The 24,545-nt window shown below is 52.6% G+C and carries 24 protein-coding genes; 8 read left to right on the top strand and 16 right to left on the bottom strand.

Annotated elements, in window-relative coordinates; genetic code table 11:
- Position 1 precedes the first annotated feature (1 nt).
- Complete coding sequence (locus tag KO508_RS18010) at positions 2–1,816, top strand: sensor histidine kinase (RefSeq protein WP_216009639.1); 1,815 nt, start codon at positions 2–4, stop codon at positions 1,814–1,816.
- Positions 1,813–3,165 carry a sigma-54-dependent transcriptional regulator gene (locus KO508_RS18005; protein WP_216009638.1) on the top strand — a complete coding sequence of 451 codons (1,353 nt, stop codon included), beginning with the start codon at positions 1,813–1,815 and terminating at the stop codon, positions 3,163–3,165. Before KO508_RS18010 ends, KO508_RS18005 begins: the two co-directional genes overlap by 4 nt.
- A gap of 172 nt (positions 3,166–3,337) precedes the next feature.
- On the opposite strand, the gene choV is transcribed toward KO508_RS18005, so the two are convergent.
- The 9 genes from choV to KO508_RS17960 form a co-directional block, all read right to left on the bottom strand.
- Positions 3,338–4,519, bottom strand: a complete 1,182-nt coding sequence (gene choV, locus KO508_RS18000; RefSeq protein ID WP_216009637.1) for a choline ABC transporter ATP-binding protein — start codon at positions 4,517–4,519, stop codon at positions 3,338–3,340.
- A complete protein-coding gene (gene choW, locus KO508_RS17995) occupies positions 4,516–5,364 on the bottom strand; it encodes a choline ABC transporter permease subunit (protein ID WP_216009636.1) in 849 nt (282 codons plus the stop codon). The genes choV and choW overlap by 4 nt, the downstream gene beginning before the upstream one ends.
- Before the next feature lie 117 nt (positions 5,365–5,481).
- A complete protein-coding gene (locus KO508_RS17990) occupies positions 5,482–6,411 on the bottom strand; it encodes a choline ABC transporter substrate-binding protein (protein ID WP_216009635.1) in 930 nt (309 codons plus the stop codon).
- 35 nt (positions 6,412–6,446) lie between these two features.
- Positions 6,447–8,114 (bottom strand): choline dehydrogenase, encoded by a 1,668-nt coding sequence (gene betA / locus KO508_RS17985; RefSeq protein WP_252738180.1) that lies wholly within the window; start codon positions 8,112–8,114, stop codon positions 6,447–6,449.
- A 63-nt stretch (positions 8,115–8,177) separates the two neighbouring features.
- Entirely contained in the window at positions 8,178–9,641 is a 1,464-nt protein-coding gene (gene betB, locus KO508_RS17980; protein WP_216009633.1) for a betaine-aldehyde dehydrogenase, read from the bottom strand.
- Positions 9,641–10,237, bottom strand: a complete 597-nt coding sequence (betI, locus tag KO508_RS17975) for a transcriptional regulator BetI (RefSeq protein ID WP_216009632.1) — start codon at positions 10,235–10,237, stop codon at positions 9,641–9,643. Before betI ends, betB begins: the two co-directional genes overlap by 1 nt.
- A gap of 259 nt (positions 10,238–10,496) precedes the next feature.
- Entirely contained in the window at positions 10,497–11,852 is a 1,356-nt protein-coding gene (locus KO508_RS17970) for a PhoH family protein (RefSeq protein ID WP_216009813.1), read from the bottom strand.
- A 66-nt stretch (positions 11,853–11,918) separates the two neighbouring features.
- The gene (locus KO508_RS17965) at positions 11,919–12,410 is read right to left on the bottom strand and encodes a CBS domain-containing protein (protein ID WP_216009631.1); all 492 of its coding nucleotides are present in this window, start codon (positions 12,408–12,410) and stop codon (positions 11,919–11,921) included.
- A 67-nt stretch (positions 12,411–12,477) separates the two neighbouring features.
- Positions 12,478–13,218, bottom strand: coding sequence for an START domain-containing protein (locus KO508_RS17960; protein ID WP_216009630.1), 741 nt, complete (start codon positions 13,216–13,218; stop codon positions 12,478–12,480).
- 137 nt (positions 13,219–13,355) lie between these two features.
- Here KO508_RS17960 and KO508_RS17955 point away from each other — a divergent pair, with 137 nt between their 5' ends.
- The gene (locus tag KO508_RS17955) at positions 13,356–14,363 is read left to right on the top strand and encodes a DUF2804 domain-containing protein (protein WP_216009629.1); all 1,008 of its coding nucleotides are present in this window, start codon (positions 13,356–13,358) and stop codon (positions 14,361–14,363) included.
- Positions 14,364–14,417: 54 nt separating this feature from the next.
- Here KO508_RS17955 and minE read toward each other — a convergent pair whose 3' ends face one another.
- From minE to KO508_RS17930, 5 genes are all read right to left on the bottom strand, one after another.
- Positions 14,418–14,669 (bottom strand): cell division topological specificity factor MinE, encoded by a 252-nt coding sequence (gene minE, locus KO508_RS17950; protein ID WP_200361816.1) that lies wholly within the window; start codon positions 14,667–14,669, stop codon positions 14,418–14,420.
- Between the two features lie 3 nt (positions 14,670–14,672).
- Positions 14,673–15,485 carry a septum site-determining protein MinD gene (gene minD, locus KO508_RS17945; RefSeq protein WP_216009628.1) on the bottom strand — a complete coding sequence of 271 codons (813 nt, stop codon included), beginning with the start codon at positions 15,483–15,485 and terminating at the stop codon, positions 14,673–14,675.
- A gap of 80 nt (positions 15,486–15,565) precedes the next feature.
- The gene (minC, locus tag KO508_RS17940; RefSeq protein ID WP_216009627.1) at positions 15,566–16,315 is read right to left on the bottom strand and encodes a septum site-determining protein MinC; all 750 of its coding nucleotides are present in this window, start codon (positions 16,313–16,315) and stop codon (positions 15,566–15,568) included.
- Positions 16,312–16,698 carry a HopJ type III effector protein gene (locus tag KO508_RS17935; protein ID WP_216009626.1) on the bottom strand — a complete coding sequence of 129 codons (387 nt, stop codon included), beginning with the start codon at positions 16,696–16,698 and terminating at the stop codon, positions 16,312–16,314. Before KO508_RS17935 ends, minC begins: the two co-directional genes overlap by 4 nt.
- Positions 16,698–16,976 carry a DUF1244 domain-containing protein gene (locus KO508_RS17930; RefSeq protein WP_216009625.1) on the bottom strand — a complete coding sequence of 93 codons (279 nt, stop codon included), beginning with the start codon at positions 16,974–16,976 and terminating at the stop codon, positions 16,698–16,700. Before KO508_RS17930 ends, KO508_RS17935 begins: the two co-directional genes overlap by 1 nt.
- Before the next feature lie 115 nt (positions 16,977–17,091).
- On the opposite strand from KO508_RS17930, the gene dinB reads away from it, so the two are divergent.
- Entirely contained in the window at positions 17,092–18,156 is a 1,065-nt protein-coding gene (gene dinB, locus KO508_RS17925; protein WP_216009812.1) for a DNA polymerase IV, read from the top strand.
- 2 nt (positions 18,157–18,158) lie between these two features.
- Here the strand turns inward: dinB and KO508_RS17920 are convergent, their stop codons facing one another.
- Both KO508_RS17920 and KO508_RS17915 read right to left on the bottom strand, forming a co-directional pair.
- Positions 18,159–18,731: a phosphatase PAP2 family protein gene (locus KO508_RS17920; protein ID WP_216009624.1), complete on the bottom strand. Its 573-nt coding sequence runs from the start codon at positions 18,729–18,731 to the stop codon at positions 18,159–18,161.
- The gene (locus tag KO508_RS17915) at positions 18,697–19,929 is read right to left on the bottom strand and encodes a glycosyltransferase family 4 protein (RefSeq protein WP_216009623.1); all 1,233 of its coding nucleotides are present in this window, start codon (positions 19,927–19,929) and stop codon (positions 18,697–18,699) included. Before KO508_RS17915 ends, KO508_RS17920 begins: the two co-directional genes overlap by 35 nt.
- A gap of 104 nt (positions 19,930–20,033) precedes the next feature.
- Between KO508_RS17915 and KO508_RS17910 the strand changes: the two genes are divergently transcribed.
- From KO508_RS17910 to KO508_RS17895, 4 genes are all read left to right on the top strand, one after another.
- Positions 20,034–21,071, top strand: coding sequence for an NADP(H)-dependent aldo-keto reductase (locus tag KO508_RS17910; protein ID WP_216009622.1), 1,038 nt, complete (start codon positions 20,034–20,036; stop codon positions 21,069–21,071).
- A gap of 243 nt (positions 21,072–21,314) precedes the next feature.
- Complete coding sequence (locus KO508_RS17905) at positions 21,315–21,644, top strand: hypothetical protein (protein ID WP_216009621.1); 330 nt, start codon at positions 21,315–21,317, stop codon at positions 21,642–21,644.
- 213 nt (positions 21,645–21,857) lie between these two features.
- On the top strand, positions 21,858–24,068 hold the full coding sequence (locus KO508_RS17900; protein WP_216009620.1) for an acetyl-CoA hydrolase/transferase C-terminal domain-containing protein: 2,211 nt from the start codon (positions 21,858–21,860) through the stop codon (positions 24,066–24,068).
- The gene (locus KO508_RS17895; protein WP_216009619.1) at positions 24,068–24,541 is read left to right on the top strand and encodes an FKBP-type peptidyl-prolyl cis-trans isomerase; all 474 of its coding nucleotides are present in this window, start codon (positions 24,068–24,070) and stop codon (positions 24,539–24,541) included. Before KO508_RS17900 ends, KO508_RS17895 begins: the two co-directional genes overlap by 1 nt.
- Positions 24,542–24,545 lie beyond the last annotated feature (4 nt).

Here is a 24,545-nt window from a genome sequence, read left to right as displayed (position 1 = left end):
TATGTCCTACCGGATAGGCGCTTTTGTTGTGTTCGTGATCACCCTTTCGGTGTCTTGGGTGCTGGGTGGCTGGGTTGGCTATCGGCAGGTTGAACAAGACAGCCTTGAGGAATCCTTCCGCTACCGACAACTTGTGGGTAACGAGCTTAACCGTTACCTGCCAATTCCCGAGTTGATGGCAGAGCACCCCTTGCTTGCGTCTGCTCTGAGTGCTCCGAATAATCCTTCCATTGTTCATCGGGCCAACGAAGAAATGCAGCGTATGGCTACCATCGTTGGCAGTTCGGATGTTTACCTGATGGACACTTCTGGCTTGACCATTGCGGCCAATAACTACCAGCAAGACAGCAGTTTTGTAGGTAAAAATTTCGCGTTCAGGCCCTATTTTTACGAGGCTATGAAGGGCGGTACTTCGGCGGTATATTTTGCGCTCGGGCTTATGTCTGGTGTTCGTGGCCTCTATTTCTCCCACCCAGTGCGTGGCGAGAATTCCGAAATTCTCGGCATTGTTACGGTTAAGGTCTTGGTGCATGAGCTGGAATCTCAGTGGCACAGGCCCGCTTCCGTGCGGGAAGCTGAGATGGTGGTGCTAGATGAAGCTGGCGTTAGCTTTCTGGCTAGCAAAGCTAAGTGGCTGTATCGGGACTTTACTGGCGATGCTAGAAACGCACCGGGTGAGGCATCGCGCCAACGTTACCCAGATCGGGATCTTAAGCCTGTCTCCTTAATATCCCTTGGAAAACCCTCGGGCTTATCCGGCACATCCGAAACCCTGCGTATCCGGGAAAATGGCGGAGGCCGCGAATATCTGCGTGTTCAAACGCCGCTGCCCAGACTGGATTGGACACTGCAGGTGATGGTGAGTACACGCTCTGTTGCTTGGATGCGGCTCGGGTTTGTAGTGGGCGGGATCGCGATTTATTTTGGAGTTCTACTGGCGTGGCTGTATCTGCGTGAGCGTTATCGTCGCGAAGCAGAGTTGGCCCTAAGAGGCGAACAGCTTGAACTCAGTGTTGCTGAACGAACGGCCGATCTGGAACGCTCCAACCGTAAACTGCTGGAGGAAATTCGCGAGCGCGAACGCGCCCAGAGTGAGTTGCGAGAAACCCAGCAGGAATTGATTCAAGCAGCCAAACTAGCGGTGTTGGGGCAAATGTCGGCTGGTCTTAATCACGAAATGAGCCAACCTCTGACGGCCATTCAAACCTACGCTAGAAACAGTCGGCGGTTTTTAGAGAAAGGCGCCGCCGATATGGTGGATGAGAACCTCGGTGAAATCGTGCTTCTGTGTGACAAAATGGCGGAGCTTACTCGCCAATTCAAAGTGTTTGCTCGCAAATCGGAAGGGCCGCCAACGATTGTGGACTTTCGCCTGTCTGTGGATGCCTCTCTGAAAATTATCGCCGCGCAGAAGAGCAGCGCAGACATTGATATTCGTTGGAACCGCCCAGAACAGCCGGTGCTATGCCATGGCGATCTGATTCGAATTGAACAGGTTATGGTGAATCTGCTGGCCAATGCGGTTCAGGCCGTTGAAAACCAGAAGCACCCGGTAGTCACTATCGAAGTAGACGAGCAAGGAGAGTGCTGGCGCTGTTTTGTTCGGGATAACGGCCCTGGCCTACCAGCGGATACAGAGCAAATTTTTGAACCCTTCTTTACGACCAAGTCAGTGAAACAGGGGCTTGGGCTAGGGTTGTCTATCTCAAGGCAAATTGTGGATGCCTTGGGTGGCCGGCTTACCGGGCGCAATCGTAGCGATGCGCCAGGTGCGGAATTTGAATTTACCCTGAAAAAACGGGAGGCCACGGAATGACGGAACCCTCGATTATTTTTGTAGATGATGATTCACATATTCGCAAAGCTATGACCCAAACACTCACATTAGAAGATTTACCTGTGAGTTGTTTTGAGAGCGCCGAATTGGGTCTTGAGCTTATTACGCCGGAATACAACGGCGTTGTGCTGTGTGATTACAACATGCCGGGGATGGATGGACTTGAGATGCTGAACGCGATTCAAGCATTAGACAACACCATTCCCGTTATTATTCTTACCGGCCAAGGCGACATCAGTACGGCTGTGTCTGCCATGCAGCAGGGCGCTTATGATTTTATTGAAAAGCCTTTTGATCACGATGCATTAATTGAACTCCTGCATCATGCGCTGGAAAAGCGCCATCTGGCACTGGAAAATCGTCGGCTCAAGGCCCAGTTGCGCCACTTGGCTCGGCCTGGCCCGAGAATTCTTGGTGACACGCCCAGCATGCAAAAGGTGATGGATACCATCACGCCGATTCTGGATATATCTGCCAACACTCTGTTGTTTGGTGAGACTGGATCCGGTAAGGATGCGCTGGCCCGTTATATTCACGAGAACAGCCCAAGGGGGGCGCACAATTTCGTGGCGATTAACTGCGGCGCGGTGCCCGAAAACCTCATCGAGAGTGAGCTGTTCGGCCACGAAGCCGGGGCGTTTACCGGCGCGGATAAACGCCGCATTGGTAAGATTGAACACGCCCATCTGGGTACCTTGTTTTTGGATGAAGTGGAAAGCATGCCGATGCCGCTGCAGATCAAACTGCTGCGTGTGCTTGAAGAACAAAAGGTAGAACGCCTTGGGAGCAACCAAGTACAGGATGTGGATGTGCGCATTATTGCAGCCACTAAAGCCGATTTGAAGGCACTCAGTGATGAGGGGAGTTTTCGTGCGGATCTGTATTACCGGCTGAATGTGGTCAAAGTGGATATTCCGCCATTGCGAGAGCGCAAAGAGGATATCCCAATGTTGTTTCACCACTTTGTGCTGATCGCCGCAGCCCGGTATGACCGAGAGAGCATTCCGTTAGATGCGAGTCAGGCTGCGCACTTGATGCACCATAGCTGGCCGGGAAATGTTCGTGAGTTGCGTAATTTGGCAGAGCGTTATGTGTTGCTGGGACCGTCGGCTTTGGATGACAGTGAGCCGGTGGCAAAGGCGGATGTAAGTGGGCGGCGGACTCTTGCAGAAATGATGGATAGCTTTGAGCATTCGGTGCTGACCAGCGCCCTCAATGCGTGCCATGGCAGCATCAAAGACACTATGGTGCAACTGGGCGTTGCTCGAAAAACGCTGTACGACAAAATGAAAAAGCACGGTTTGGACAAGGCTCAGTTCAAGGACTGAGCCTTGTCCTTTCTCATAGCTCCGGTTTTGGTTTACAGAGCGTCGGTAGCGTACTGGCCTACTTCAGTGTGGTGTAACACTTTACTGAAGGGAGCGGCAGTGCTTCCCGGGCTTCAAATAACGGGTGTTGCTCTGCCACTTTACGAACCAGCAGGCTCTGGTAGTAGCCGCTTTAGCTGTCATCCAAATGTTTGCCTAGCATGGCGTGGTACAGCTCCCGGTCGCCGATGGCACCGGTGATCTGCCCGTTCTCTACCACCAGCAGGCTGTGGCCGGTGAAGTACCGGATTTCCACCGCATCTCGCAATGGGGTGTCTGGTGCGATGAGAGTGGGTTGTTTGGCCAGACTTTCGATAGCTTGGCCTTCTTCCCAAGGCTGGGTTTGAAAGGTTTGGCCTCCGCTGGTGACCACTGCTTTTTCTGCGATATCGGGAGTATGCAGCCAGGTGTCATAGCGCTTGTTCAGGCAGCGATTGCCGCTGGCGTCTTCCTGAATCTGACCTATCGGTAGGGCCAGTGAGCGTGCGGCAAGAACGTTGAGAGGGTTGGTACTGGCGACAAAACTCTTAACGTAATCGTTCTCCGGCTGCAGCACGATGGATTCCGGTTTTCCGTGTTGAACGATCAGGCCGTCCTTCATAATCGCAATGTGAGAGCCGAGTTTCAGCGCTTCATCCAGATCATGGCTTACGAAAACGATGGTTTTTTGCAGTTCGTCCTGCAGGGTGAGCAGTTCGTCTTGCAGCTGGTTTCGAATCAGCGGGTCGAGGGCAGAGAAGGGCTCGTCCATCAACAGAATTTCTGATTCTGTTGCCAAGGCCCGAGCTAGGCCCACGCGCTGGCGCATGCCACCGGAGAGTTCGCCGGGTTTTGATTTGGACCAGCCTTCAAGGCCAACCAACTCCAGTTGCCGTGCTACTTTTTCACGACGCTCGGACTTGCTCAGGCCTTGTAGCTCCAAGCCGAAGGCGACGTTGTCTTCTACGGTTAGCCAGGGCATCAACGCGAAGTTCTGGAATACCATGGAGATGCGGCGTGTACGAATGTCTCGCTGTACTTTCTCGCTGGCTTGGGTGAAGTCCACCATTTCGCCATCGTGCTGAATGCGAATAGCGCCACTGGTGACTTCGTTCAAACCGTTAACACAGCGCAGCAGGCTAGATTTGCCCGAGCCGGATAACCCCATCAAAACGCAGATCTCGCCTTTTTTTACGCTCAAGCTGGCATTTTGAACACCCACTATTAGGTCGGTCTGTTCCCGGATTTCTGACCGTTCCAGACCCTGTTCAATGAGCGGCAGTGCCCGTTTAGGTTGTTTGCCAAAGACGACGTTTACATTTTCAATCTCAATCATGATGACGTCTCCTTAGCATCACTTTGGCGGAAGAATCTATCCATCCAGATGGCCAGCAACACAATTGCCAGTCCTGCCTCAAAGCCTTTCCCTATATCAACAGTATTCAATGCGCGAACCACCGGTACGCCCAAGCCATCGGCGCCTACCAAAGCGGCAATAACCACCATCGAGAGCGATAACATGATGCATTGGGTAATACCGGCTCCAATTGAACTCATGGCGGCAGGCAGCTCGATTCTGAAAAGCAGTTGCCGGTTGGTGCATCCAAAGGCTTTGCCTGCTTCCACCAGTTCTTTCGGCACCTGAGAGATTCCAAGGTAGGTAAGCCGTACCGGCGCCGCGATGGCGAAAATTACGGTGGAGATTACGCCGGGAACCACGCCTAAGCCGAATAGTGTTAGGGTTGGGATGAGGTAAACAAAGGGAGGAATGGTTTGCATTAAATCGAGCACTGGTTGCAAAAACTTGTACAGCCAAGTGCTATGGGCGGCATAGATGCCCAATGGGATGCCAATCAATACACACAGCATGGTGGCGTATAACACCAGCGACAGTGTTGCCATGGTGTCTTCCCAGTAGCCAATATTCCAAATCAGCAGAAAGCTGAAAGCGGTAAACGCAGTCAATCCCCAACGGCGATGGCGAAGGTGAGCCGCTGCGGTTAGAAGCAATATCAGGACGCCGGGCGGTACCCATAAAAAGGCATCGGTCAGGCCGTGGATCATGTTTCTAAGGGTTTCTGAAATGGCGTCAAAAAAGCCGCTGAAGTTGACGACTAAAAAATCAACAACGTCTTCCATGAAGTCGCCGAAAGGCAGTTGGTGCTCAGTTATCCAGCTCATGGCGTTCAGTCTTGTTGGGTGCAGGCTTTGGCCAGCACCGAAAATGGGAGGTGTTCGTTAGGGTTACCAGGCGCACTGAGCCGGTTGGCCCAGAGCGTCTGCACAGCACCGTTCTTATTACTTCAGGGAGGTTTTGACTGCGGGCAGTGCCGCATCGCCATTTAAAGTAGTGACACCCTCAAGCCAAGCATCCAGGACCGATGGGTTGTTGGCCAGCCAGGTGTGGGCCGCGTCGCTGGGCTCTTCGCCATCGTTCAATATGGCGCCCATCACTTCGTTTTCCATGGCTAGAGTGAACGTCATATTGGTCAGTAACTTACCAACGTTCGGGCACTCGTTTAGGTAGTTTTCACGTACGTTGGTGTGTACCGTTGCGCCACCGTAATTGGGGCCAAAGAAATCATCACCACCGTCCAGATAGGCCAAGTCGTGATTGGCGTTCATCGGGTGTGGTTCCCAGGCAAGGAAGACTACCCAATCATTCCGGCGGGTTGCGCGGCCAACTTGAGACAGCATGCCGGCTTCACTAGACTCCACCACACGAAACTCGCCTAGGCCGAACGCGTTCTGATCAACCATGTCGTGAATCAGGCGGTTACCGTCGTTGCCGGGCTCAATGCCATAAATGCGGCCATCGAACTTGTCGGAGTGCTTGGCAATGTCTGCAAAGCTGGTTACACCGGCGTCGTAAACGTATTGCGGTACCGCCAAGGTATATTTGGCGCCTTCCAAGTTGGTAATTACGGTTTCAACATCGCCGCTTTCCAGATAAGGGCGAATATCGCCTTCCATGGTTGGCATCCAGTTCCCCAAGAACACGTCAATGTCTTTGTTCTTGAGTGAACGATAGGTTACGGGTACCGACAGCACTTTTGCTTCCGGCTCGTAGCCCATGCCTGCCAACACTTCTGAGGCCAACGCCGTGGTGGCTGTTATGTCGGTCCAGCCAACGTCGGCAAAGCGTACGGTTTTGCATTCGGCGTTTGGGGCAGCTACGGCGGCGCCACTGATCGCAAGGCCAGCACAGGCCAGAATTAGCTTTCTCATTAGTTGTTCTCCTTTCTCGGTTATCGGACACAGCATTAGCGTTGTGCGTTCTTCCAGTCAGGGTGTTCCCACACAGGGGCAGATGAGGGCGGTAGCGGCTCCAGACCACGGATATGGTCCGCGCACTTTTCCGCTAGCATAATGGTGGGTGCGTTTAGATTGCCGCTCACCATGCTCGGCATGATGGAGGCATCCACCACGCGTAAATTTTGTACCCCGTAAACCCGGGCCTGCTCGTCTACTACTGCCATGGGGTCGTCGGCTGCACCCATTTTGCAGGTGCAGGATGGGTGATAGGCGCTGTCTGCGTAATTACGAACGAATGCATCAATATCTTCATCCGTGGTGGCGTTTGTGCCTGGTCGCAGCTCTTCGCCCCGGAAGGGGTCAAACGCGGATTGAGCGAAGATTTCCCGGGTCAATTTGATGCTTTCCCGCATTTCCCAGCGATCTTGCTCGGTGCTGAGTAGGTTGGGTTGAATGATCGGGTGGTCGCCCGGCTTGGCAGATTTTAGCTTCAGATAGCCGCGGCTGGTGGGTCGCATGGGGCCAACGTGTACTTGATAGCCATGGCACTCTGCGTCTTTACGGCCGTGGTCAATTACCTGAGAAGGCAGGAAGTGAAACTGGATGTCCGGATGCTGCACTCCCGCTTTGGAGCGGATAAACCCTCCCGCTTCCAAGTGCGCTGTGCGGCAGGCGCCCCAGTCGTTATTCAAAAACCATTTCATGCCCGCTAGGGTTTTGCCGGGCTGGGTGGTGTATTTGTACAAGGTGACCGGCTGAGTCGATTTGTGCTGAACGTATATTTCCAGATGATCCTGAAGGTTTTTACCAACGCCGGGTCTGTCGGCCACTACAGGAATGTTATGTTCTTCCAGCTCGGCCGCTGCACCTATACCAGAAAGCATCAACAGCTGTGGCGAATTGATGGCGCCGCCACTCACAATGACTTCTTTACGAGCTGCCACACGGATGGTTTTGCCTTTTTGAACGTATTCAACGCCCACGGCTTTGGTGCCATCAAATAGAACACGCGTGGTCATAGCGCCGGTTTCTGTGGTTAGGTTGGGGCGCTTTAATACTGGCCGTAAGTAGGCTTGGGCAGCGCTCCAGCGCTTACCTTTGCGGATGGTCATGTCCATCTCGCCAACGCCTTCTTGCTGGTAGCCGTTCATGTCCTTGGTGTAGGGGTAACCCGCTTGCTGGCTGGCTTCCAGAAAGGCACCAAACAAGGGGTTGGGCTCGTCTCCGGTATGTACATTGAGCGGGCCGTCTCCGCCGCGATAGTCGTCAGCCCCTTTTTCGCGACTTTCTGCTTTTCTAAAGTACGGCAGTACATCCTGATAGCGCCAACCAACTGCGCCTTCGTCGTGCCAGCGATCATAATCGTAGGCGTGGCCGCGTATATACACCATGGCATTCAGGGTAGAACCGCCACCCCAAACCTTGCCGCGCGGCCAGTAGAGTTTCCGGTTATTCATGTGTTCTTGTGGCTCGGTGTGGTAATACCAGTTGTACTTGTCGTCCATCAGGTTGAACATCAGGGCCGCTGGCATGTGGATCTTCCAGGTGTCATCCCGGCGTCCGGCTTCCAGTACCAGCACGTGGTTTTGTTCGTTCTCACTCAAGCGGTTAGCTAATACACAACCTGCAGAGCCGGTACCCACAATCACATAGTCAAATTCATGATCAAACTGCAAAGCTGTCTCCTTCATACGGACGCGGACTAACAATCCGCAGCGGCGATGGTTTGAATGGTGTTATCAGAACGGCGCCTCAAGCGGAGCCATACCTACGTATACCGACTTGGTTTGGGTGTAGTGGGCGAGTGTTTCGCGGCCATTTTCACGGCCAAGGCCCGATAGCTTGTAGCCACCCACGGGCATTTCAGCGGGTGAAGCGCCGAAGCTGTTGATCCAGCAAATACCGGCTTCAAGTTGGTGAATCACGCGATGAGCACGGGTGATATCTGCGGTGAAGATACCGGCGGCTAGTCCATATTGGGTGTTATTGGCGCGCTGGATAACTTCCTCTTCGGTATCAAAGGGCAGCACCGCCATTACGGGGCCAAAGATTTCTTCCCGCACAATGGTCATGTCGTCTGTGCAATCTGCGAATACGGTAGGCGCCACAAAGTAGCCGTTCTCAAAGCCTGTGGGCTGCAATCTTGAGCCTCCGGCTAGCAGGCGTGCGCCCTCGACTTTGCCGCTATCGATATACTTCATAACCAAGTCTTGATGGCCCGCACTGATGAGAGCACCAAAGTTGGTATCCGGATTCTCCGGGTCACCGGCGATGATGTTGTTTTCGGTACGCTTGACCAGTTGGTCGAGAAAGGCGTCGTAAATGTTGCGCTGCACAAACACCCGAGTGCCATTGGTGCAGATTTCGCCTTGGGTGTAGAAGTTGCCCAGCATAGCGGCGGACACTGCTTGTTCAAGATTGGTATCGTCAAAAACAATCAGTGGTGACTTGCCGCCAAGCTCCATGGTGACGGACTTGAGTGTACGCGAGGCATCAGCCATCACCGTGCGACCGGTTTTTGCTTCCCCAGTAAACGATACTTTGGCGATGGCAGGGTCTGAGGTGAGCATTTGGCCTACCCGGTAGTCGCCTTGTACCACGTTAAACACGCCAGCGGGCACACCAGCGGCCATGTAGATTTCAGCCAGTTTGATGGCGCCCAGCGGGGTTTCTTCAGAGGGCTTGAATATCATGCTGTTGCCACAAGCCAGAGCCGGTGCTGATTTCCAGCAGGCAATTTGCAACGGATAATTCCAAGCACCAATACCGGCACAGAGCCCCAGAGGCTCCCGGCGGGTGTAGAAAAAATCCGGCCCGACCTGTTGGCTTTCGCCCATAATGCTTGAAGCTTGGCCCGCGAAGTACTCAACCGAATCTGCACCGGTTACCACATCCACGACGCTGGCTTCCTGCCAGGGTTTACCGGTGTCCCGTACTTCAATTTCGGCGAGAGCATCGTTTTGCTCGCGTAGCATGGCAGCGGCCCGGTTCAAGATACGACCTCGATCAAGGCCTGTCATGGTAGACCAAGCTTTGAAACCTTCTTGGGCGCTGGCAACCGCAGCCTGCATAACGGACTCATCCGCCTGCTCCACTTGATAGATCACCTTGCCTGTTGCTGGATTTACAACGTCGAACCGTTCGCCGCTCTGGTTTGCCATGGGTTGGCCGTTGATAAACGATTGATAGATTGGCAGCGTCATTAGCAGGCTCCGTTGTTCGCTTGAATAGCGTGGTCGATATAGCTTTTGCACAAAGTAATGGCTTGATCCGGCTCAATGCGGCCTTCACTCATGGCTGCTCGTAGCCAGAAGCCATCAATCAGTGCTGCAATGGTTTGCGCTGTTGAGCGTGCTTGTTCGGTAGGCATTAATTGGCGAAGGTAGAACACTAAATTTGAAAGCAAGCGGCGTTCGTTCACTCGCTGCAGGCGCATTAGGTCTGGGCTATGCATGGCTTGGGTCCAGAATGCCAGCCAGGTTTTGGCCGACTGGGCGTTGGTCTGAACGCCGGAGAAATTCGCGTCCACAATCGCGAGCAAGCGTTCGCGAGGCGCGTTGGGTCGCCCTGCCATGTATATGGCTACGTCTTTCTGCAGACAAGACAGCAAATACCTCATGGTGGCTTCGAGTAGGCCCTGCTTACCGCCGAAGTAATGGCTGACAATGCCAACTGAAAGCTCCGAGGCACCTGCAATCTTGCCAATTGTGGCTCCCTGAAAACCGTGCTCTTCAATCACCTTCAGCGTTGCGTCGATTAGTTGTTGCCGTCGAATGGCTTCCACCCCGAGTCGTGCCATGTCATCCTCAAATTGCGCGCATATTGAATGAGTGTTCAGTATATTGAATAGGTGTTCAATGAACGAAGGTTAATGGTTTGAAGGCTAAATATCAAACACGCAAAAAATCCCGAGGATTAGGGCTTTTTGGTCCAAAGCTATTGAAAGGGCTTGAAGAGCGGCGGCTCGGAGAGGGGGAAATCTTTAGAATACGAAAGAGTTAGCGTTGGTCAGACGCGCGGCACCGCCTCGGGTTGAGGCGGTAAACCGGCGTTTATTATTACAGGTTGGCTTCCGCGAACTCTGCCAACAGGGAGCGAGGGACACCTTGCAGGTGAATGTGTCCACCATGGCTGAAGGTCTTGAAGCGTTCGGTCATGTAGGTAAGACCAGAACTTAATGCACTCAGATACGGTGTGTCGATCTGTGCCAAGTTGCCTAGACAGATTACCTTGGAGCCGTTACCTGCGCGGGTGATGATCGTTTTGATCTGGTGCGGAGTCAGGTTCTGGGACTCATCAATAATGATTAGGCTGTGTTGGAAGCTGCGACCACGAATGTAGTTCATGGATTTGAAGTGCAAAGGCACCTTGCTGAGAATGTAGTCCACGCTAGCGGTCATATTCTCATCGTCTTCGTGCAGGGCTTCCAGGTTGTCCACGATGGCACCTAGCCAGGGCTCCATTTTTTCCGCCTCGGTGCCGGGCAAAAAGCCGATGTCTTCATCCAGACCCTGAGTTGAGCGCGTGGCAATAATCCGCTTGTAGAGCTTGCTGGCGACGGTCATTTCAATGCAGGCCGCCAGCGCCAGAATGGTTTTACCGGAACCGGCGGAACCCGTAAGGTTTACCAGATGGATATCCGGATCCAGCAGCAGGTTCAGTGCCATAGCTTGATAGATATCTCGAGGTACTAGGCCCCAGACTTCTTCGTTCATCAGGTCATGCTGATGCAGATCCCGGATGACCACTTGGGTATCTGTAATCTCAACGGCTCTGCCGATAAAGCCCTGCTCATCAAGTACAAACTCGTTAATGTTGAGTTTTGCCAGTTCGCCCTCGCGCTTGAGAATGTGCTCGGTTATCCCCTCCCGTTGCACGGTTTCCACTTTGGCGATGGTGTCCCAAAACGAATTGGGGAACTCAATGTAGCCTTTCGGCAGTAGGTCAATGTCATCGACCAACTGGTCATTCTGATAGTCCTGGGCTTCCACACCGAAGCCTCGGGCTTTCAGGCGCATGTTGATGTCTTTGCTGACCAGTATGATGTCCCGGGACTTGTGCCGCTCCTGCAGTGCTGCAAGTGTGTTGATAATCTTGTTGTCGTTCAGGTGCTCCGGCAGCGAGTGGTTGCCAGTGTGTTCGGTGCTCATCAAAATGGACAAGGTGCCTAAGGGCTCTGCCATTGTCGCGCGCACGATCGGAACGCCTTTTTCGATATCTTTGGGGCTGGCATCGCCAAGAAGTCTGTCGATGGTGCGGATGGCCTGACGACAGTCCGCCGCCACGCTCTGCTTTCCGCTTTTCAGGCCGTCGAGCTCTTCCAGAACGGTCATCGGAATGATGACATCGTGTTCTTCAAAATTGAGGAGGGCGTTCGGGTCGTGGATCAGGACGTTGGTATCGAGGACATACATGGTTCTTCGAGCTTGCGGTGCACTTTCCGGTGTTCTGGGCATAAGGGGCACTACCTCTGTGGTGGTTCAGTCGTTACGGGCGCAGCGTTTTGTAAGCTCCTCATCCGAGACGATTTTTAGCATATCGTAGGTGGTGATAATACCGGTTATCTTTGAATCCCGTGTGACAAAAATGCGGTGCAGGTGTTCATTCATCATAATGTTGGCAATGTCGCGCACCGGTGTCGTCTCGTCAACCGATAATACGATGGGCGTCATAATATCGCGCACTTCTACCGGCACTTTCCCCATCTCCTCAAAAAGCACCATGCGTAGGCGTCGTGCTTCCTTATGCTCTTCTGCCGTAAGTTCTTTGTCGGCATCCGAATGGGTGGCGTTCCAGCGAAATTCCGTGATGTCCTTGAGGGTGGCAATGCCAACAATTTCGCCGGATTCATCCGTAACAGGGCTGCCGGTGATTTCGTTGTCGGTAAGAAACCGGGCCAGACGATCCATTGTCCAGGATTGGGGCACCGCCTTGATACTGGGTGTCATTATCTCGTACGCGAGCACGGTCATTAGGTGATGTCTGCCTTGTAAAGTCCTTTAACCAGAGCTTAGCCTTTCATACTCTGCCCGTCACCCCTCAGTTGCTGCCGGTTTGCCTTACATCACCCAGATTGCCGCTTTCGCCATAGATCAGCTCAAACCCCTGATAGCGTTCGTGACTTGATAGCCGCTCCAGCTCTTCCATGGATTGCACCGGTATATCAACCAGAAGAGAGTTGACCAGCCAGCCGGGCAGAGCGCCCGTGGGGTCTGTGTGTTGCAGCCAGATCATCCGGGTTTTATTGCCCTCTGGAATAAAGCGGTAAAGCGTTTCGGAATGTTCAACTCTTACGCGGTTACTGTTTTCTACTCGCATGTTTGGAGTCGCGCTCATTTCCATAATGATCTCGCCAGACGCTTCGTTTCCTTGTGTGCGGATGTGCAGAACATAGTCGCGATCCGTTACCGGCCAAGGCATGTCGTTAACCGAGTAGGCATAGCGGTCGTGAAAGGTGCCTTTGCCGATACCGTATGATTCTGTGCAGTTGAGCACCCACTCAATGCACGAAGCTGGATTCACCATAACGGCCATTATGTTTTCAATGGGGGCGTCGAGAAGAGCCACGGCCTTGAATGCTTGAAAACTGGAGTTGCCTTGATCCATGGTATAGATTTGGATATCGCCAGCTTCTTTGCGCAAGGTCCAAGCCTCGCTGTCTTCTTCTGGTAAAGCTGCTTGTGCGGTGGTGGTCGCCATGGCTGAAACCAATAGGGCGCAAAGTACACCGCTGACAACTGAAGCCCAGCCTTTAAAGCTATGGGCATGGGTGTTTCTCATAAGCTACACTTCCTGAAATATTGTGGGCGGAGTCTAACATGCGGAGTGGGGTGCTTTAGCCGCCGAAACAGGGGATTGTGAACCAGGTAACCACCCGATGTAGCAATTCGTTAAATTGGCCCGATCTGACGAAGAACATGACGATAAAAAAACTGATTGATGCGAAGGGGCAATTCTCGCCCGGAGTGCTGAGTCAAGTTGTAGATGAAATAAACTACATGGACTACGACTTGCGTACGGTGATGGATCGACCGCGCTCGAAACTGGCCCGGCGCTGGCGGTTTAACCAGTTCCAATTTGTAAGTGCCACTGGGCCAGACTGGGTTTTTGGCATGGCGCTGGTGGACCTGAAAATGGTGGGGAACGGGTTTTTCTACCTCTATGATTTCGCATCCGGGCAAATGCTTGAGCAGAGTTTTATGAGCCCATTTGCATTGGGGACCCGCATAGAGCCGCACCCTGAACATGGCTCGGCGTCGTTCAGCAAAGGTGGCGTTTCAATGCGCATTCTGCCTTTCGTTGGAGGTAGATCCATATCGGTGTCCGCGCCTAAGGGTATCCGCGTAGAGTTAACGCTGAAAGAGGATAACGATCCTTTACGATTAGTTTGCCCAGCGGGTTATAACGGCTGGGTGTTCACTCGTAAGTCGGCAGGTGTGCCGGTTGAAGGTGAAATTCGCTGGAACCATCGTATTTGGCGATGCGACGAAACGGTCCGTGGCGCCATTGATTGGAGTTGCGGCTTTATGCGCCGGGAAACGGCTTGGAATTGGGCCAGCTTGGCTGGGCAGTTGCAAGACGGACGGTCGCTGGGCCTCAATCTGGCTGCGGGCGTGAATGAAACCGGTATGACAGAAAACGCCCTTTGGCTAGAAGGTAAATGCCTTAAGCTCGGTACAGCCCAGTTTCGCTTCGATCGTTATCAGGCGGGAGGCGACTGGCATGTAACAACGGATGATAATCGCGTTGATCTGCACTTTGAGCCAGCCTCAGCGCGTAAAGAAAAGCTTAATGCCGGGATATTGGCATCCAATTTTCGGCAGTACGTGGGAACGTTTAACGGAACCATTACCGATGAGAGTGGCAATAAGGTTGCCGTTCAGAGCATGAAGGGGCTGGTCGAGGACCATTTCGCACGATGGTAATACCTAGCGCCTGCACCCAAGAAGCGGGCAGGCGCTTAACTGGCCTAATTCAGCTCAGCGTTCGGGCAGAGTTACGTTCAATTCGAGCACAGAACAACTGCCATTTCGGTCCACTTCCACCTGAACCATATCATCACTGATTTGCACATATTTGCGAATAACCGCCAATATTTCTTGCTGCATTTGCGGCAAATAGTCGGGCTGATCGCGCTGTCCGCGCTCGTGGGCCACAATAATTTGCAAACGCTCTTTTGCCACATTGGCGGAGCTTGATTTCTTGCCTCTGAAATAGTCGAGGAAACTCATCCGTTAGCCCCCCTTGAACATCCGTGAAAAGAAACCTTTTTTCTGGTTGGTCATGAATCGGTGTTCACGTTCCTCACCCAGAAGGCGCGCTACTGCGTCATCATAAGCCTGACCAGCATCGCTCTCGGTTTCTAGAATAACCGGCATCCCCTGGTTCGAGGAGTTCAGAACAACCTGACTTTCTGGAATAACGCCCAGTAATGGAATGGCGAGTATTTCCTCAACATCCGCTACAGACAGCATCTCGCCTCGCTCAACCCGATCCGGATTGTAGCGCGTTAGCAGCAAATGCTCCTTAACCGGCTCCTGACCCATCTCGGCGCGCCGAGATTTGCTTTGCAAGATGCCAAGGATGCGGTCGGAGTCTCGAACTGATGAGACCTCGGGATTGGTTACTACAATGGCTTCGTCTGCATAATACAGAGCCATCAGAGCCCCATGCTCGATTCCGGCGGGTGAGTCGCACACAATGTAGTCGAAGGTTTCGGAGAGCTCGTTGATAACTTTTTCAACGCCCTCTTTAGTAAGGGCCTCTTTTTCCCGGGTCTGGGAAGTCGGGAGGATGTAGAGAGTGTCAACCCGTTTATCACGGATTAAGGCCTGATTTAACGATGCCTCGCCTTGTATGACGTTTACGAAGTCATACACGACACGGCGCTCACAGTTCATGATTAGGTCTAGGTTGCGCAGGCCCACGTCGAAATCAACCACGACGGTTTTGTGGCCGCGCTTGGCAAGGCCTGTACTGATAGAGGCGCTGGTGGTGGTTTTACCAACACCGCCTTTTCCTGAGGTAACGACAATAATTCTAGCCAAGGTTTAATTCCTGTGTCTCGATGGATTCGTCGTGTCTGCCGGCTTTTGGCCCGGTCACATTATTTTGTTCGATTCCAGTATCAGGCCTTGTCCAGTGGTGCCACCACTAACAGGTCATCCCTGAGCTGAATCTGCACAGCGCTTTTCCAGCCGCTATTCTGAAGATCTTCGGAGATTTTATAGTGTCCGGCGATGGACACAAGCTCTGCCTCAAGGGATTGACAGAAAATTCGTGCAGATTCGGCGCCATGAATGCCCGCCAAGGCTCGGCCGCGCAGCGGTCCGTAAACATGGATGTTGCCGGCAGCGAGCACTTCCGCGCCCGCCTGAACCGGCGCCAGAATAACCAGATCACCCTCTGGCGCATGAATTTGCTGGCCTGAGCGCACGGGGTGGCTGATGACCTTGGTTACGGGTGCTTCCTTAACGGCTTGAGGTTCCGGCGCTGCAGGAGCCGGTACTGTTTCCGCTTCTGCTTCATGACCTCGGTCCCGTTGACCGTTCCCGGGCATGAGTGCAAGGGAAGCACCACGAGCAAGGCGGCGTTGGTCATCATTGCCGCCACGAACACCTATAACGTGGATATTGTTGCGCCGACAGGCTCCGATGATCTTGAAGAAGTCCAGCTCACTGTCGAGGCCTTCGTACTTTTCCAGACTTATAATCAGGGGGATATCACGAAAAAATCCGGGAGCCTGACTGATTTTATTTCTCAACGTGTCTTCAAACTCGTCGTTGTCAAAGTAATAGAGCTCCAGAGCGGTCATGGAAACACTGGCGCTTTTTAGTTGGAATACCTGCTGTGCCCTTGTGGTAGCGGTGTCACTCATGAGTGGGTCTCTTCCTTGATGGTTGGCTCTGATGGGCTGCGTGGGCGTAGTGGTGAATTTTCAAAGCGTATACCTGACCAACCAGAGCCCATGAACTGACGAATATTGCTATGACTGTCGCCGGCAGGGTCGTGTAGTACCTGCTGGTAGTGTTGCGCGAAAAGTTTCAGAGTGTCTGCCTCGTTGAGAGAGCCATGAAGGCCGAGTGCAAATACTTTGCATGAACCGGCGTTTTCTCCTTCGGCATTTATTAAAGGGCCATTCTGAAAGCTTGTGGGCGTGTAGTCGAAGTAGCGCTGGATTAGGGTCAAAGTGTCATCAAAGTCTGCATGGCCGCCATCTATCGAAGCCAAATGGATGCGTAACGCTTCGTTTAACTTCATTACTTGTGATCCTGTTTCGGACCCGTTTGGTGCTGGGCTTTCCACTGTTCGTATGGCATGCCGTAAATCTCTTCCCGGGCAGCCGGGTCGGACATCTCGAAGCCGCGTTCACTGGCCTCTGCGCGATACCATTTAGAAAGGCAGTTGCGGCAAAATCCGGCCAAATTCATCAGATCAATATTCTGAACGCTAGGGTTGTCTCCTAGGTGCTTAACCAGGCGGCGAAAAGCTGCTGCTTCAATTTCAGTGCGCTCAGAGTCTGGAATAGGGTTCGACATGGGGCCTCGTTATGCTATCCGATGGTTGTTTTGGAGATTCCTGACATTCTCAGCATCTTACTTTAAGATACAAGACTGTATGAATGTACAGAAACCCGACGTGAGCCCAGTGATTATGCCTCAACGCAAGATCATCCATGTGGATTGCGACTGCTTTTATGCGGCAGTTGAGATGCGTGATGATCCAACATTGCGCGACGTCCCGCTGGCGGTAGGGGGTGAGGGTGGTCGAGGAGTGGTGACAACTTGTAACTATAAAGCCCGGGCTTTCGGTGTGCGCTCGGCCATGCCCGGCGGAGAGGCCCGTCGGCTCTGCCCCGGCCTAGTTATTGTTCCACCAGATATGGCCCGTTATCGCGCGGCATCACAGAAGGTCATGAGCATACTGCGGGAACTCACTGATCTGGTTGAGCCGCTGTCGCTGGATGAAGCGTTTCTGGATGTGTCCGATGTAACTGACCACAAAGGCAGTGCCACGCTGATGGCTCGCTATTTGCGAGATCGGGTAGAAAAAGAAGTCGGGATAACCATTTCCGCCGGGGTTGCCCCCAATAAATTTCTTGCCAAGATTGCCAGCGATTGGCAAAAACCCAATGGGCTGTTTGTGGTGAAGCCTGATGAGGTGGAGGATTTTGTTCGCGAGCTCAACGTTGAAAAATTGTTTGGGGTGGGGCAAGTAACAGCCGCGAAATTGCACGCGCTTGGCGTTAAAACCTGTGGAGATTTGCAGGCGTTGGGCGTGGATGTATTGATCGAGCGCTTTGGCAAACAAGGCTATCGGCTTTATGAAATGGCCCACGGCCGGGACGAACGGTCGGTGGTGGTTTCGCGAATTGCCAAATCTGTGAGCGTAGAGCGCACCTTCTCTCAGGACTTACCAGATTTGGCTGCTTGTGAAACCGTACTGGCGTCGCTGGCAGCCGATCTGAATTTACGGCTCGCCCGAAAGGCCAAAGATAAACCCATTCATAAACTGTTTATAAAAATACGTTACAGCGACTTTTCAACACACACTCTGGAGCGAGTGCGGGACAATATAAAGGAGCCTGAGTTTGACGATTTTTTACCGCTTCTCAATGAGCTGGTCACCAATCGCGAGCGTCCGGTTCGCTTGTTAGGCTTGGGCGTGCGATTTAGGAATGATGATGCCCCCGTTACCCAGTTAAGGCTCTTCGATTAAGCTCATCCTGAAAAGAAGCTTAGAGATGTGCTGAAAAAGTAAGTGGCTGAAAGGTACCCCATTAGACCACCAATAAAGGCGCCAGCTACAACGTCTGACGGGTAGTGCAAGCCCAGTACAACACGCGATGCAGCTACGCTCAAAGTAAACGGAGCCGTTGCCAGCGCCAGCTTTGGCATTGTCGTGAATAGGATGGTTTGAAAGCAGGCAGCGTGGAGTGTGTGGCCTGAAGGAAAGCTGTAGCGGTCTAACGGTGGCGTTCCGCAGTTAATTGAGGGGAAGGAGATAAAAGGCCTTTCGCGGATTAGCCAGCGTTTAAGCAGTTTGTAGGTTAGGGTGCAGGTCAGCCCGGTTAGGGTCATTAGTAATGCTAGGCCCGCGCCAATCTCATGCTCTAGGAAAGCGATAGCCAAAATCAGAGCGTACCAGAACCAGCCGTCTCCCAACCGGCTTACCAATTGGAAGTAACGCATGATCGGTCGGAACTTAACGACTTGGTTGATGGATTGGCAGAATGCGTACTCACGCCGATCTGCCAGTTCAAAGAATCGAAATGCTTTGCTTGTTTCGGGCATGGAGTTGGGCCTTTGGGTTTTGGTTCAACACAAGTTTTTCGAATTGTTTGATCCGCGACTCCCAGTTCAGCTTGAGAGCTTCAATCCGCGCTTGAATGCGAATACGTTTGAGCAGGCTTGGCTGATTTGCCAATCGAAGGGCTCCGCTGATAAACAGCTCATCCTGATCTAGAGGGGCCGTGATACCGTTTTCTTCATGGCGGATGTGTTCATGGGCGGCCGCATCGTTGTACGCCACAACGGCGAGGCCACTGGCCATTGCCTCAAGTACAACATTCCCGAAGGTGTCCGTTTTACTTGGGAACAAAAACAAATCGCCCGATGCATAGTGGCGAGCCAACTCGTTGCCAGACTGGGCACCGCAAAAAATATAGTCTGGGTGCCTCTCAGACAATTGTTTGCGCATGGGGCCGTTGCCCACGAGCACGAACTTAGTTCGCGGATATAGCTTGCGTATCCGCTCATAGCACGCGACGGCTGCTCGAATGTTTTTCTCGGCTGCTAGTCGTCCGACATAGAGTACTGCTCGGTCATTTCCCTCAAGCCCCCAATTCGCGCGCAGAGATTCATCCCTCTTATCTGGCGTGAAGCGTTGGCAGTCCACCCCTCGACTCCAAAGTCCAGTTGTCGCGATGCCCATGACTGAGGTCGCGTGCTGCATTTTGGTTGTTGGAACAAGTGTGATATCCGTGCGGTTGTGGAACCAACGGCCATAAGCGCACAGTAGTTTTTCCAAGGCTCCGAAGCCGTAATATCGGCTGTACTGGTGAAAGTTTGTATGGAAACCGGAGCCAACAGGCAGCCCCATTTTTCGCGCTGCTGAAACAGCTGCTATGCCTAAAGGCCCTTGGGTGGCTACGTAGACTGCATCGGGGCGGTTCGCGTGCCAAAGTCGTTGAAGCTGGCTGCTGCTTGCGATGCCAACACGTAAGTCGGCATACCCGGGGAGGGGCAGGCTGGCCACAATATGCTCATTCGCAAACAGCGCATTGTCAGAGCTCGGTGTCAGGCCCTTTCTCTCATGACGCTGTCTGGGCCGTACAATGGTTACTTTGTGTCCGTGCTGTACGAGTCCAAGGCACAGGTATCTTAGTGTGTTGGCAACGCCGTTGATTTCTGGCGGAAACGTCTCCGAAACGATGGTAATGTGTTGTTTTCGCGGGTAGACCAGTCTAGTTTTTGTCACGACGTTCCCCATGGCTTTTTATTAACATATTTCTACTATGGGAGCGGCCGGTGACAGGCGCGAGACACTCTTATGACATTCTCTTTACGCATTCAAAAACCCGAAGCGGAGGCGCTATGCAAACCCGAAAACTAGGTCGCTCAGACATCGATGTGAGCCTGATATGCCTTGGCACCATGACCTGGGGCGAGCAGAATACTGAGCAGGAAGCTTTTGAACAGTTGGATTACGCCACGTCTGTGGGTGTGAACTTTATAGACACGGCAGAAATGTACCCCGTACCACCAAGGGCTGAAACTCAGGGTCTGACTGAGACATTTTTGGGCAACTGGCTGGTACAGCGTGGTCGCCGTGACGATTTGGTGATTGCATCTAAGGTCACCGGGCCGGGAGATGGGTTCGGCTATTTGCGGAGTGGTCCGCGCCTCACCCGTGATCACATCATCGAAGCCTGTGACGCCAGCCTAAAGCGCTTGAAAACTGACTACATTGATTTGTACCAAGTGCACTGGCCGGATCGTAACGCGAACTTCTTCGGTAAGCTTGGCTACCATCACGACCCGAAAGAGAAGTCCACGCCGATCGAGGAAACTCTGGAAGCGCTCAATGAACTTGTACAAGCCGGGAAGATCAGGCACATAGGGATCTCCAATGAAACACCTTGGGGCGCTATGGAGTATTTACGTTTGGCGGAAAAGAATGGTTGGCCGCGCATTGCCAGTATTCAGAACCCTTACAGCCTCTTAAATCGGTCGTTTGAAGCCGGTATGGCAGAGATAGCCCATAGAGAGCAAACGGGGTTGTTGGCTTATTCCCCGCTGGCCTTCGGTATGCTGTCGGGTAAATATATGGGCGGAAAGTGGCCAGAAAAGGCTCGCCTCACGCTGTATGAACGTTTCAGCCGCTATACCAACGAGCGCGGAGCTGACGCCACTCGCGCTTACGCGGAACTCGCTTGGCTGAAAGGGTTGTCTCCGGCCCAGATGGCGCTGGCCTACGTAAATAGCCGCAGTTTTCTGACCAGCAACATCATTGGCGCCACCAATATGGAACAGCTGCGCGAAAACCTAGACTCAAGTAATGTGAATCTCAGTCAAGATACTTTGGAAGCTATTGAGGCCATTCACCAAGAGTTCACCTATCCTTGCCCGTGATTAGGCGGAGGCTTTATTAATAAGCGCTAAGGTGTTGAGGCCAAAAGGAATTGGCCGCGTTTGGTGAAAGGTGAGTTACATTCAGAAACTCAGTCGATCATATTTTGACAAAAAAGCTGTGATCTCGTGACAAAAAACAGTGCCATTGCGCGTCGTTTCACATTATTTTGCAGCTCAAGGGTTAGACTTTAGCCTAGGGTATGAGTAAACTTCTAATCCGTTTAAAAGGTCGCTGTAAGTATCATGATTATCCGCATTTTTGTCGCATTGCTTGTTCTCAACGTCGCCGCGTTTGTTGTTCGCGCCGATGCGTCCGAGCGGGCGTTTAAGGCGACAAACGAAACCATGACCGTTGAAGATGTCTACGAGCTCCAACAGCGGGTTTCGGGCGATATTGATGAAGACGATTCAGATGCTATTGCCGTCGCCGAAATCGGATCTCGTTTGTTGAGTCTCTCTCTGGTGCGTTCAGGCAGCACCGGCAAGCATTATGCTTCCCAGCCGGCTCAGGCTGATCACGGCATAGCACTATTAAATGAGGGCGCTTGCCTCAACCTGAAGTGGAATTTCTGATTCTCTAGTCTGCAACACCCTAGCTCTTCTTTTCTTTGTATTTGCTCCCTCTTTTCGCTCTCAGTTGCTTTCTGTACGCTCTGTAAAGTCTATTTCTGGCAATACCTCGGTTTAACGCAGGATTCATGATCTGGTGCATTGTTTGAGTACATCTGTCATGTGATGATTCCTTTACAGATAGTCACATATCGAATGATCAATGAGGATCTTTGTATGGCGGTAAACAGCAGACAGCGCGTGAACAGCACAGAGCGTTGCGTGGATGAAGTCATCCGCCGGGTCGGTAAAAACATAAACTTAGGCTTGCCTCTGGGATTGGGAAAGCCGGTTCGCCTAGTGAATGCGCTTTATCAGCGGGCAAAGGACGATCCCGAAATAAAACTGCACATTTTTACTGCCCTCTCATTATTGGCACCTGTAGGAAGTTCTTCTTTAGAAAGGCGCTTTATGGGCCCCTTTGCGGAACGCCTTTATGGTGGGATTCCGGAACTGCAATATGCCCGAGATGTAAGCGATAACTGCTTGCCCCACAACGTGCAAGTGTCGGAGTTTTTCTTTAAGGCTGGTAGTTATCTCAATAATCGCAGTCAGCAGCGCCACTATGTTTCCACTAACTATACCCATGCCGCACGTGATCTTATGGATTTGGGAGTTAACGTGGTGGCGCAAATCGTAGCGCCGGGCGATCTGCATGATGCACCGGGTATGGTAAGCCTGAGCTGCAACCCCGATCTGAGTTTAGATTTGCTGCCAATGCTGAGGGAGCGGGAAGCGGCAGGGAGCCCCGTGGCTGTGGTGGGCGAAATCAATCGCCAGTTACCTTGGTTCGGACGCGATGCCGCGGTTGCCGAAGACGAATTTGATATGGTTTTTGAGCACCAAGCCTCTGAGTACCCGCTGTTTTCTGCGCCTCAGATGGCTATCAGTGCGGCAGATCATCTGATCGGCTTTTATGCCAGCACCTTGTTGAAGGACGGTGGCACCCTGCAAGTAGGCATAGGTTCTCTTGGGGCGGCCCTTGTACACAGTGCTATTCTGCGTCACAAAAACAACGAAGCTTGGCGGGCGGTTTTCGACTATTTGAACGTTGCCGAGAACTTCCCTCTGGCGGAAAAAGAAGGTGGTACCGGGCCGTTTGAAAAAGGCCTTTATGGTTGTAGCGAGATGATGGTCGACGGTTTTCTTTATCTGATGGAAGCAGGTGTTATCCGGCGTGAGGTCTATGACCATGCCGACCTGCAAATTCTCATCAACAACGGTGCGATTGGTGAGAAGATTTCCTTGGCTACCCTTGATGTTCTGCGCCGGGAGGGATTGATTGACTCACCCATGCGGTCGCGCGATGTCGCTTGGCTGCGGCGATATGGCATTCTCCGTGAAACAGTCGAGTTCAAGGGTGGTAGATTAAAGATAGGCGATCATTCGCTAAACACTGATCTCGATGATGCAGAGGCGAGAGGGGCGATAGAAACTCTGGCTCTTGGCGAGCGGCTCATTGGTGGCGTTGCCATGCACGGCGGTTTCTATGTGGGCCCGCAGAAATTCTACCAGTCCTTGCGGGAGCTTTCCGATGAGGAACGTAACCGAATTTGCATGACCAGCGTTAACTATATAAATCACCTCTACGACCACCGGCTGGGTAATCAAAGGCTCAAAGCGGCCCAACGGATACATAGCCGGTTTATCAATACGGCCATAATGTACACGCTCAGCGGCGCTGCGGTGTCTGACGGGCTTGAAGATGGCCGGGTAATCAGCGGTGTGGGCGGCCAGTATAATTTTGTCTCCATGGCCCACGAGTTGCCGGGCGCCCGTTCAATTATTGCTCTGCGCAGTTGCCGAAATACCGGGGGCAAGGCGGTGTCAAACATTGTGTTCAATTACGGCCACTGCACGATTCCCCGCCACCTGCGGGATGTGGTCATTACCGAATATGGTATTGCTGATCTACGCGGTCAGTCGGATGAGCAAGTCTACCTGCGCCTGATACGCATCGCTGATTCGCGCTTTCAGCCGGATCTGCTCGAAAAGGCGCAGAAAGCCGGTAAGGTCGACAAGAACTTCCAGTTACCAGCCAGTTGGCTGAACAATACGCCGGACGCTATCGCTAAGGCGTTTGCTGGTGCTGGCGATAAAGACTGGTTCCCCGTGTTTCCTTTTGGCCGGGATTTTACCGATCAAGAGCTGAAATTGGGTAAAGCGTTAAAAAGGCTAAAGGCGGAAACGGCGACCAGTCGTGGTAAAATATCGACTCTATTGCAAGCTGTTCAAGCCAAAGATGAGCAAGGGCGTTATGCTGAACTATTGCAGCGAATGGGGTTGCATCAACCCTCGGGTCTGCGTGAAAAGCTGGATCAACGTCTTGTGATCCATGGCTTGCAACTTACTGAAAATCCATCAGACACAGGAAGTTCAAAAGCCTGATGCAAGCTTCTCAAGAAAAACCTGACGTTTTTACGGTTCACTACGTTTTAAAAAATAAGCTCGGCGAGTTGGTTGACACATCCGAGGGCGGTGAGCCTCTGCATTTTTTGTATGGCAGCTCCGATGTCATCAAAGGTATTCAGGAGGCCGTGAAAGACCGCAACGCGGGGGATTGTTTGGAGGTTACTGTGCCTCCGTCCATGGCTTATGGTGAGCACAGGGAGGATTTGGTCCGCAAGGTGCCTCGCTCGATGTTTGAGGGGGTAGAAAACCTGCGCGTCGGTATGAAGTTTCAAACCAATACCGGCGATAATGCCCAAATTGTTCAGGTTATGGGAATCGACGGCAATCTTATTAGAATTGACGCAAATCACCCGCTTGCAGGCTTCACTCTGTATTTCGATTTGGAAATCATTGAGCGCCGCGCAGCAACTGACGATGAAATTGCTCAGGGCCGACCACTTTTCGAGTGAGTTG

It is taken from the genome of Marinobacter salexigens, from assembly GCF_018860765.1.
GTDB lineage: Bacteria > Pseudomonadota > Gammaproteobacteria > Pseudomonadales > Oleiphilaceae > Marinobacter > Marinobacter salexigens_A.
The sequence above is the reverse complement of the archived record's forward strand: the minus strand, read 5'-3'. Positions and strand labels throughout refer to the sequence as shown.

Bases quoted from the DNA above. Each gene is read 5' to 3' on its own strand.
- betI (WP_216009632.1), bottom strand. From the start codon at position 10,237: ATGGCACGACTCGGGGTGGAAGCCATTCGACGGCAACAACTAATCGAC.
- KO508_RS17930 (WP_216009625.1), bottom strand. From the start codon at position 16,976: ATGTCGAACCCTATTCCAGACTCTGAGCGCACTGAAATTGAAGCAGCA.
- KO508_RS17960 (WP_216009630.1), bottom strand. From the start codon at position 13,218: ATGAGAAACACCCATGCCCATAGCTTTAAAGGCTGGGCTTCAGTTGTC.
- KO508_RS17900 (WP_216009620.1), top strand. From the start codon at position 21,858: ATGGCGGTAAACAGCAGACAGCGCGTGAACAGCACAGAGCGTTGCGTG.
- choW (WP_216009636.1), bottom strand. From the start codon at position 5,364: ATGAGCTGGATAACTGAGCACCAACTGCCTTTCGGCGACTTCATGGAA.
- KO508_RS17895 (WP_216009619.1), top strand. From the start codon at position 24,068: ATGCAAGCTTCTCAAGAAAAACCTGACGTTTTTACGGTTCACTACGTT.
- KO508_RS17955 (WP_216009629.1), top strand. From the start codon at position 13,356: ATGACGATAAAAAAACTGATTGATGCGAAGGGGCAATTCTCGCCCGGA.
- KO508_RS17915 (WP_216009623.1), bottom strand. From the start codon at position 19,929: ATGGGGAACGTCGTGACAAAAACTAGACTGGTCTACCCGCGAAAACAA.
- dinB (WP_216009812.1), top strand. From the start codon at position 17,092: ATGCCTCAACGCAAGATCATCCATGTGGATTGCGACTGCTTTTATGCG.
- minE (WP_200361816.1), bottom strand. From the start codon at position 14,669: ATGAGTTTCCTCGACTATTTCAGAGGCAAGAAATCAAGCTCCGCCAAT.
- KO508_RS18010 (WP_216009639.1), top strand. From the start codon at position 2: ATGTCCTACCGGATAGGCGCTTTTGTTGTGTTCGTGATCACCCTTTCG.
- minC (WP_216009627.1), bottom strand. From the start codon at position 16,315: ATGAGTGACACCGCTACCACAAGGGCACAGCAGGTATTCCAACTAAAA.
- choV (WP_216009637.1), bottom strand. From the start codon at position 4,519: ATGATTGAGATTGAAAATGTAAACGTCGTCTTTGGCAAACAACCTAAA.
- KO508_RS17990 (WP_216009635.1), bottom strand. From the start codon at position 6,411: ATGAGAAAGCTAATTCTGGCCTGTGCTGGCCTTGCGATCAGTGGCGCC.
- KO508_RS17905 (WP_216009621.1), top strand. From the start codon at position 21,315: ATGATTATCCGCATTTTTGTCGCATTGCTTGTTCTCAACGTCGCCGCG.
- KO508_RS17910 (WP_216009622.1), top strand. From the start codon at position 20,034: ATGCAAACCCGAAAACTAGGTCGCTCAGACATCGATGTGAGCCTGATA.
- KO508_RS17935 (WP_216009626.1), bottom strand. From the start codon at position 16,698: ATGAAGTTAAACGAAGCGTTACGCATCCATTTGGCTTCGATAGATGGC.
- KO508_RS17970 (WP_216009813.1), bottom strand. From the start codon at position 11,852: ATGTATGTCCTCGATACCAACGTCCTGATCCACGACCCGAACGCCCTC.
- KO508_RS17920 (WP_216009624.1), bottom strand. From the start codon at position 18,731: ATGCCCGAAACAAGCAAAGCATTTCGATTCTTTGAACTGGCAGATCGG.
- KO508_RS17965 (WP_216009631.1), bottom strand. From the start codon at position 12,410: ATGACCGTGCTCGCGTACGAGATAATGACACCCAGTATCAAGGCGGTG.
- betB (WP_216009633.1), bottom strand. From the start codon at position 9,641: ATGACGCTGCCAATCTATCAATCGTTTATCAACGGCCAACCCATGGCA.
- KO508_RS18005 (WP_216009638.1), top strand. From the start codon at position 1,813: ATGACGGAACCCTCGATTATTTTTGTAGATGATGATTCACATATTCGC.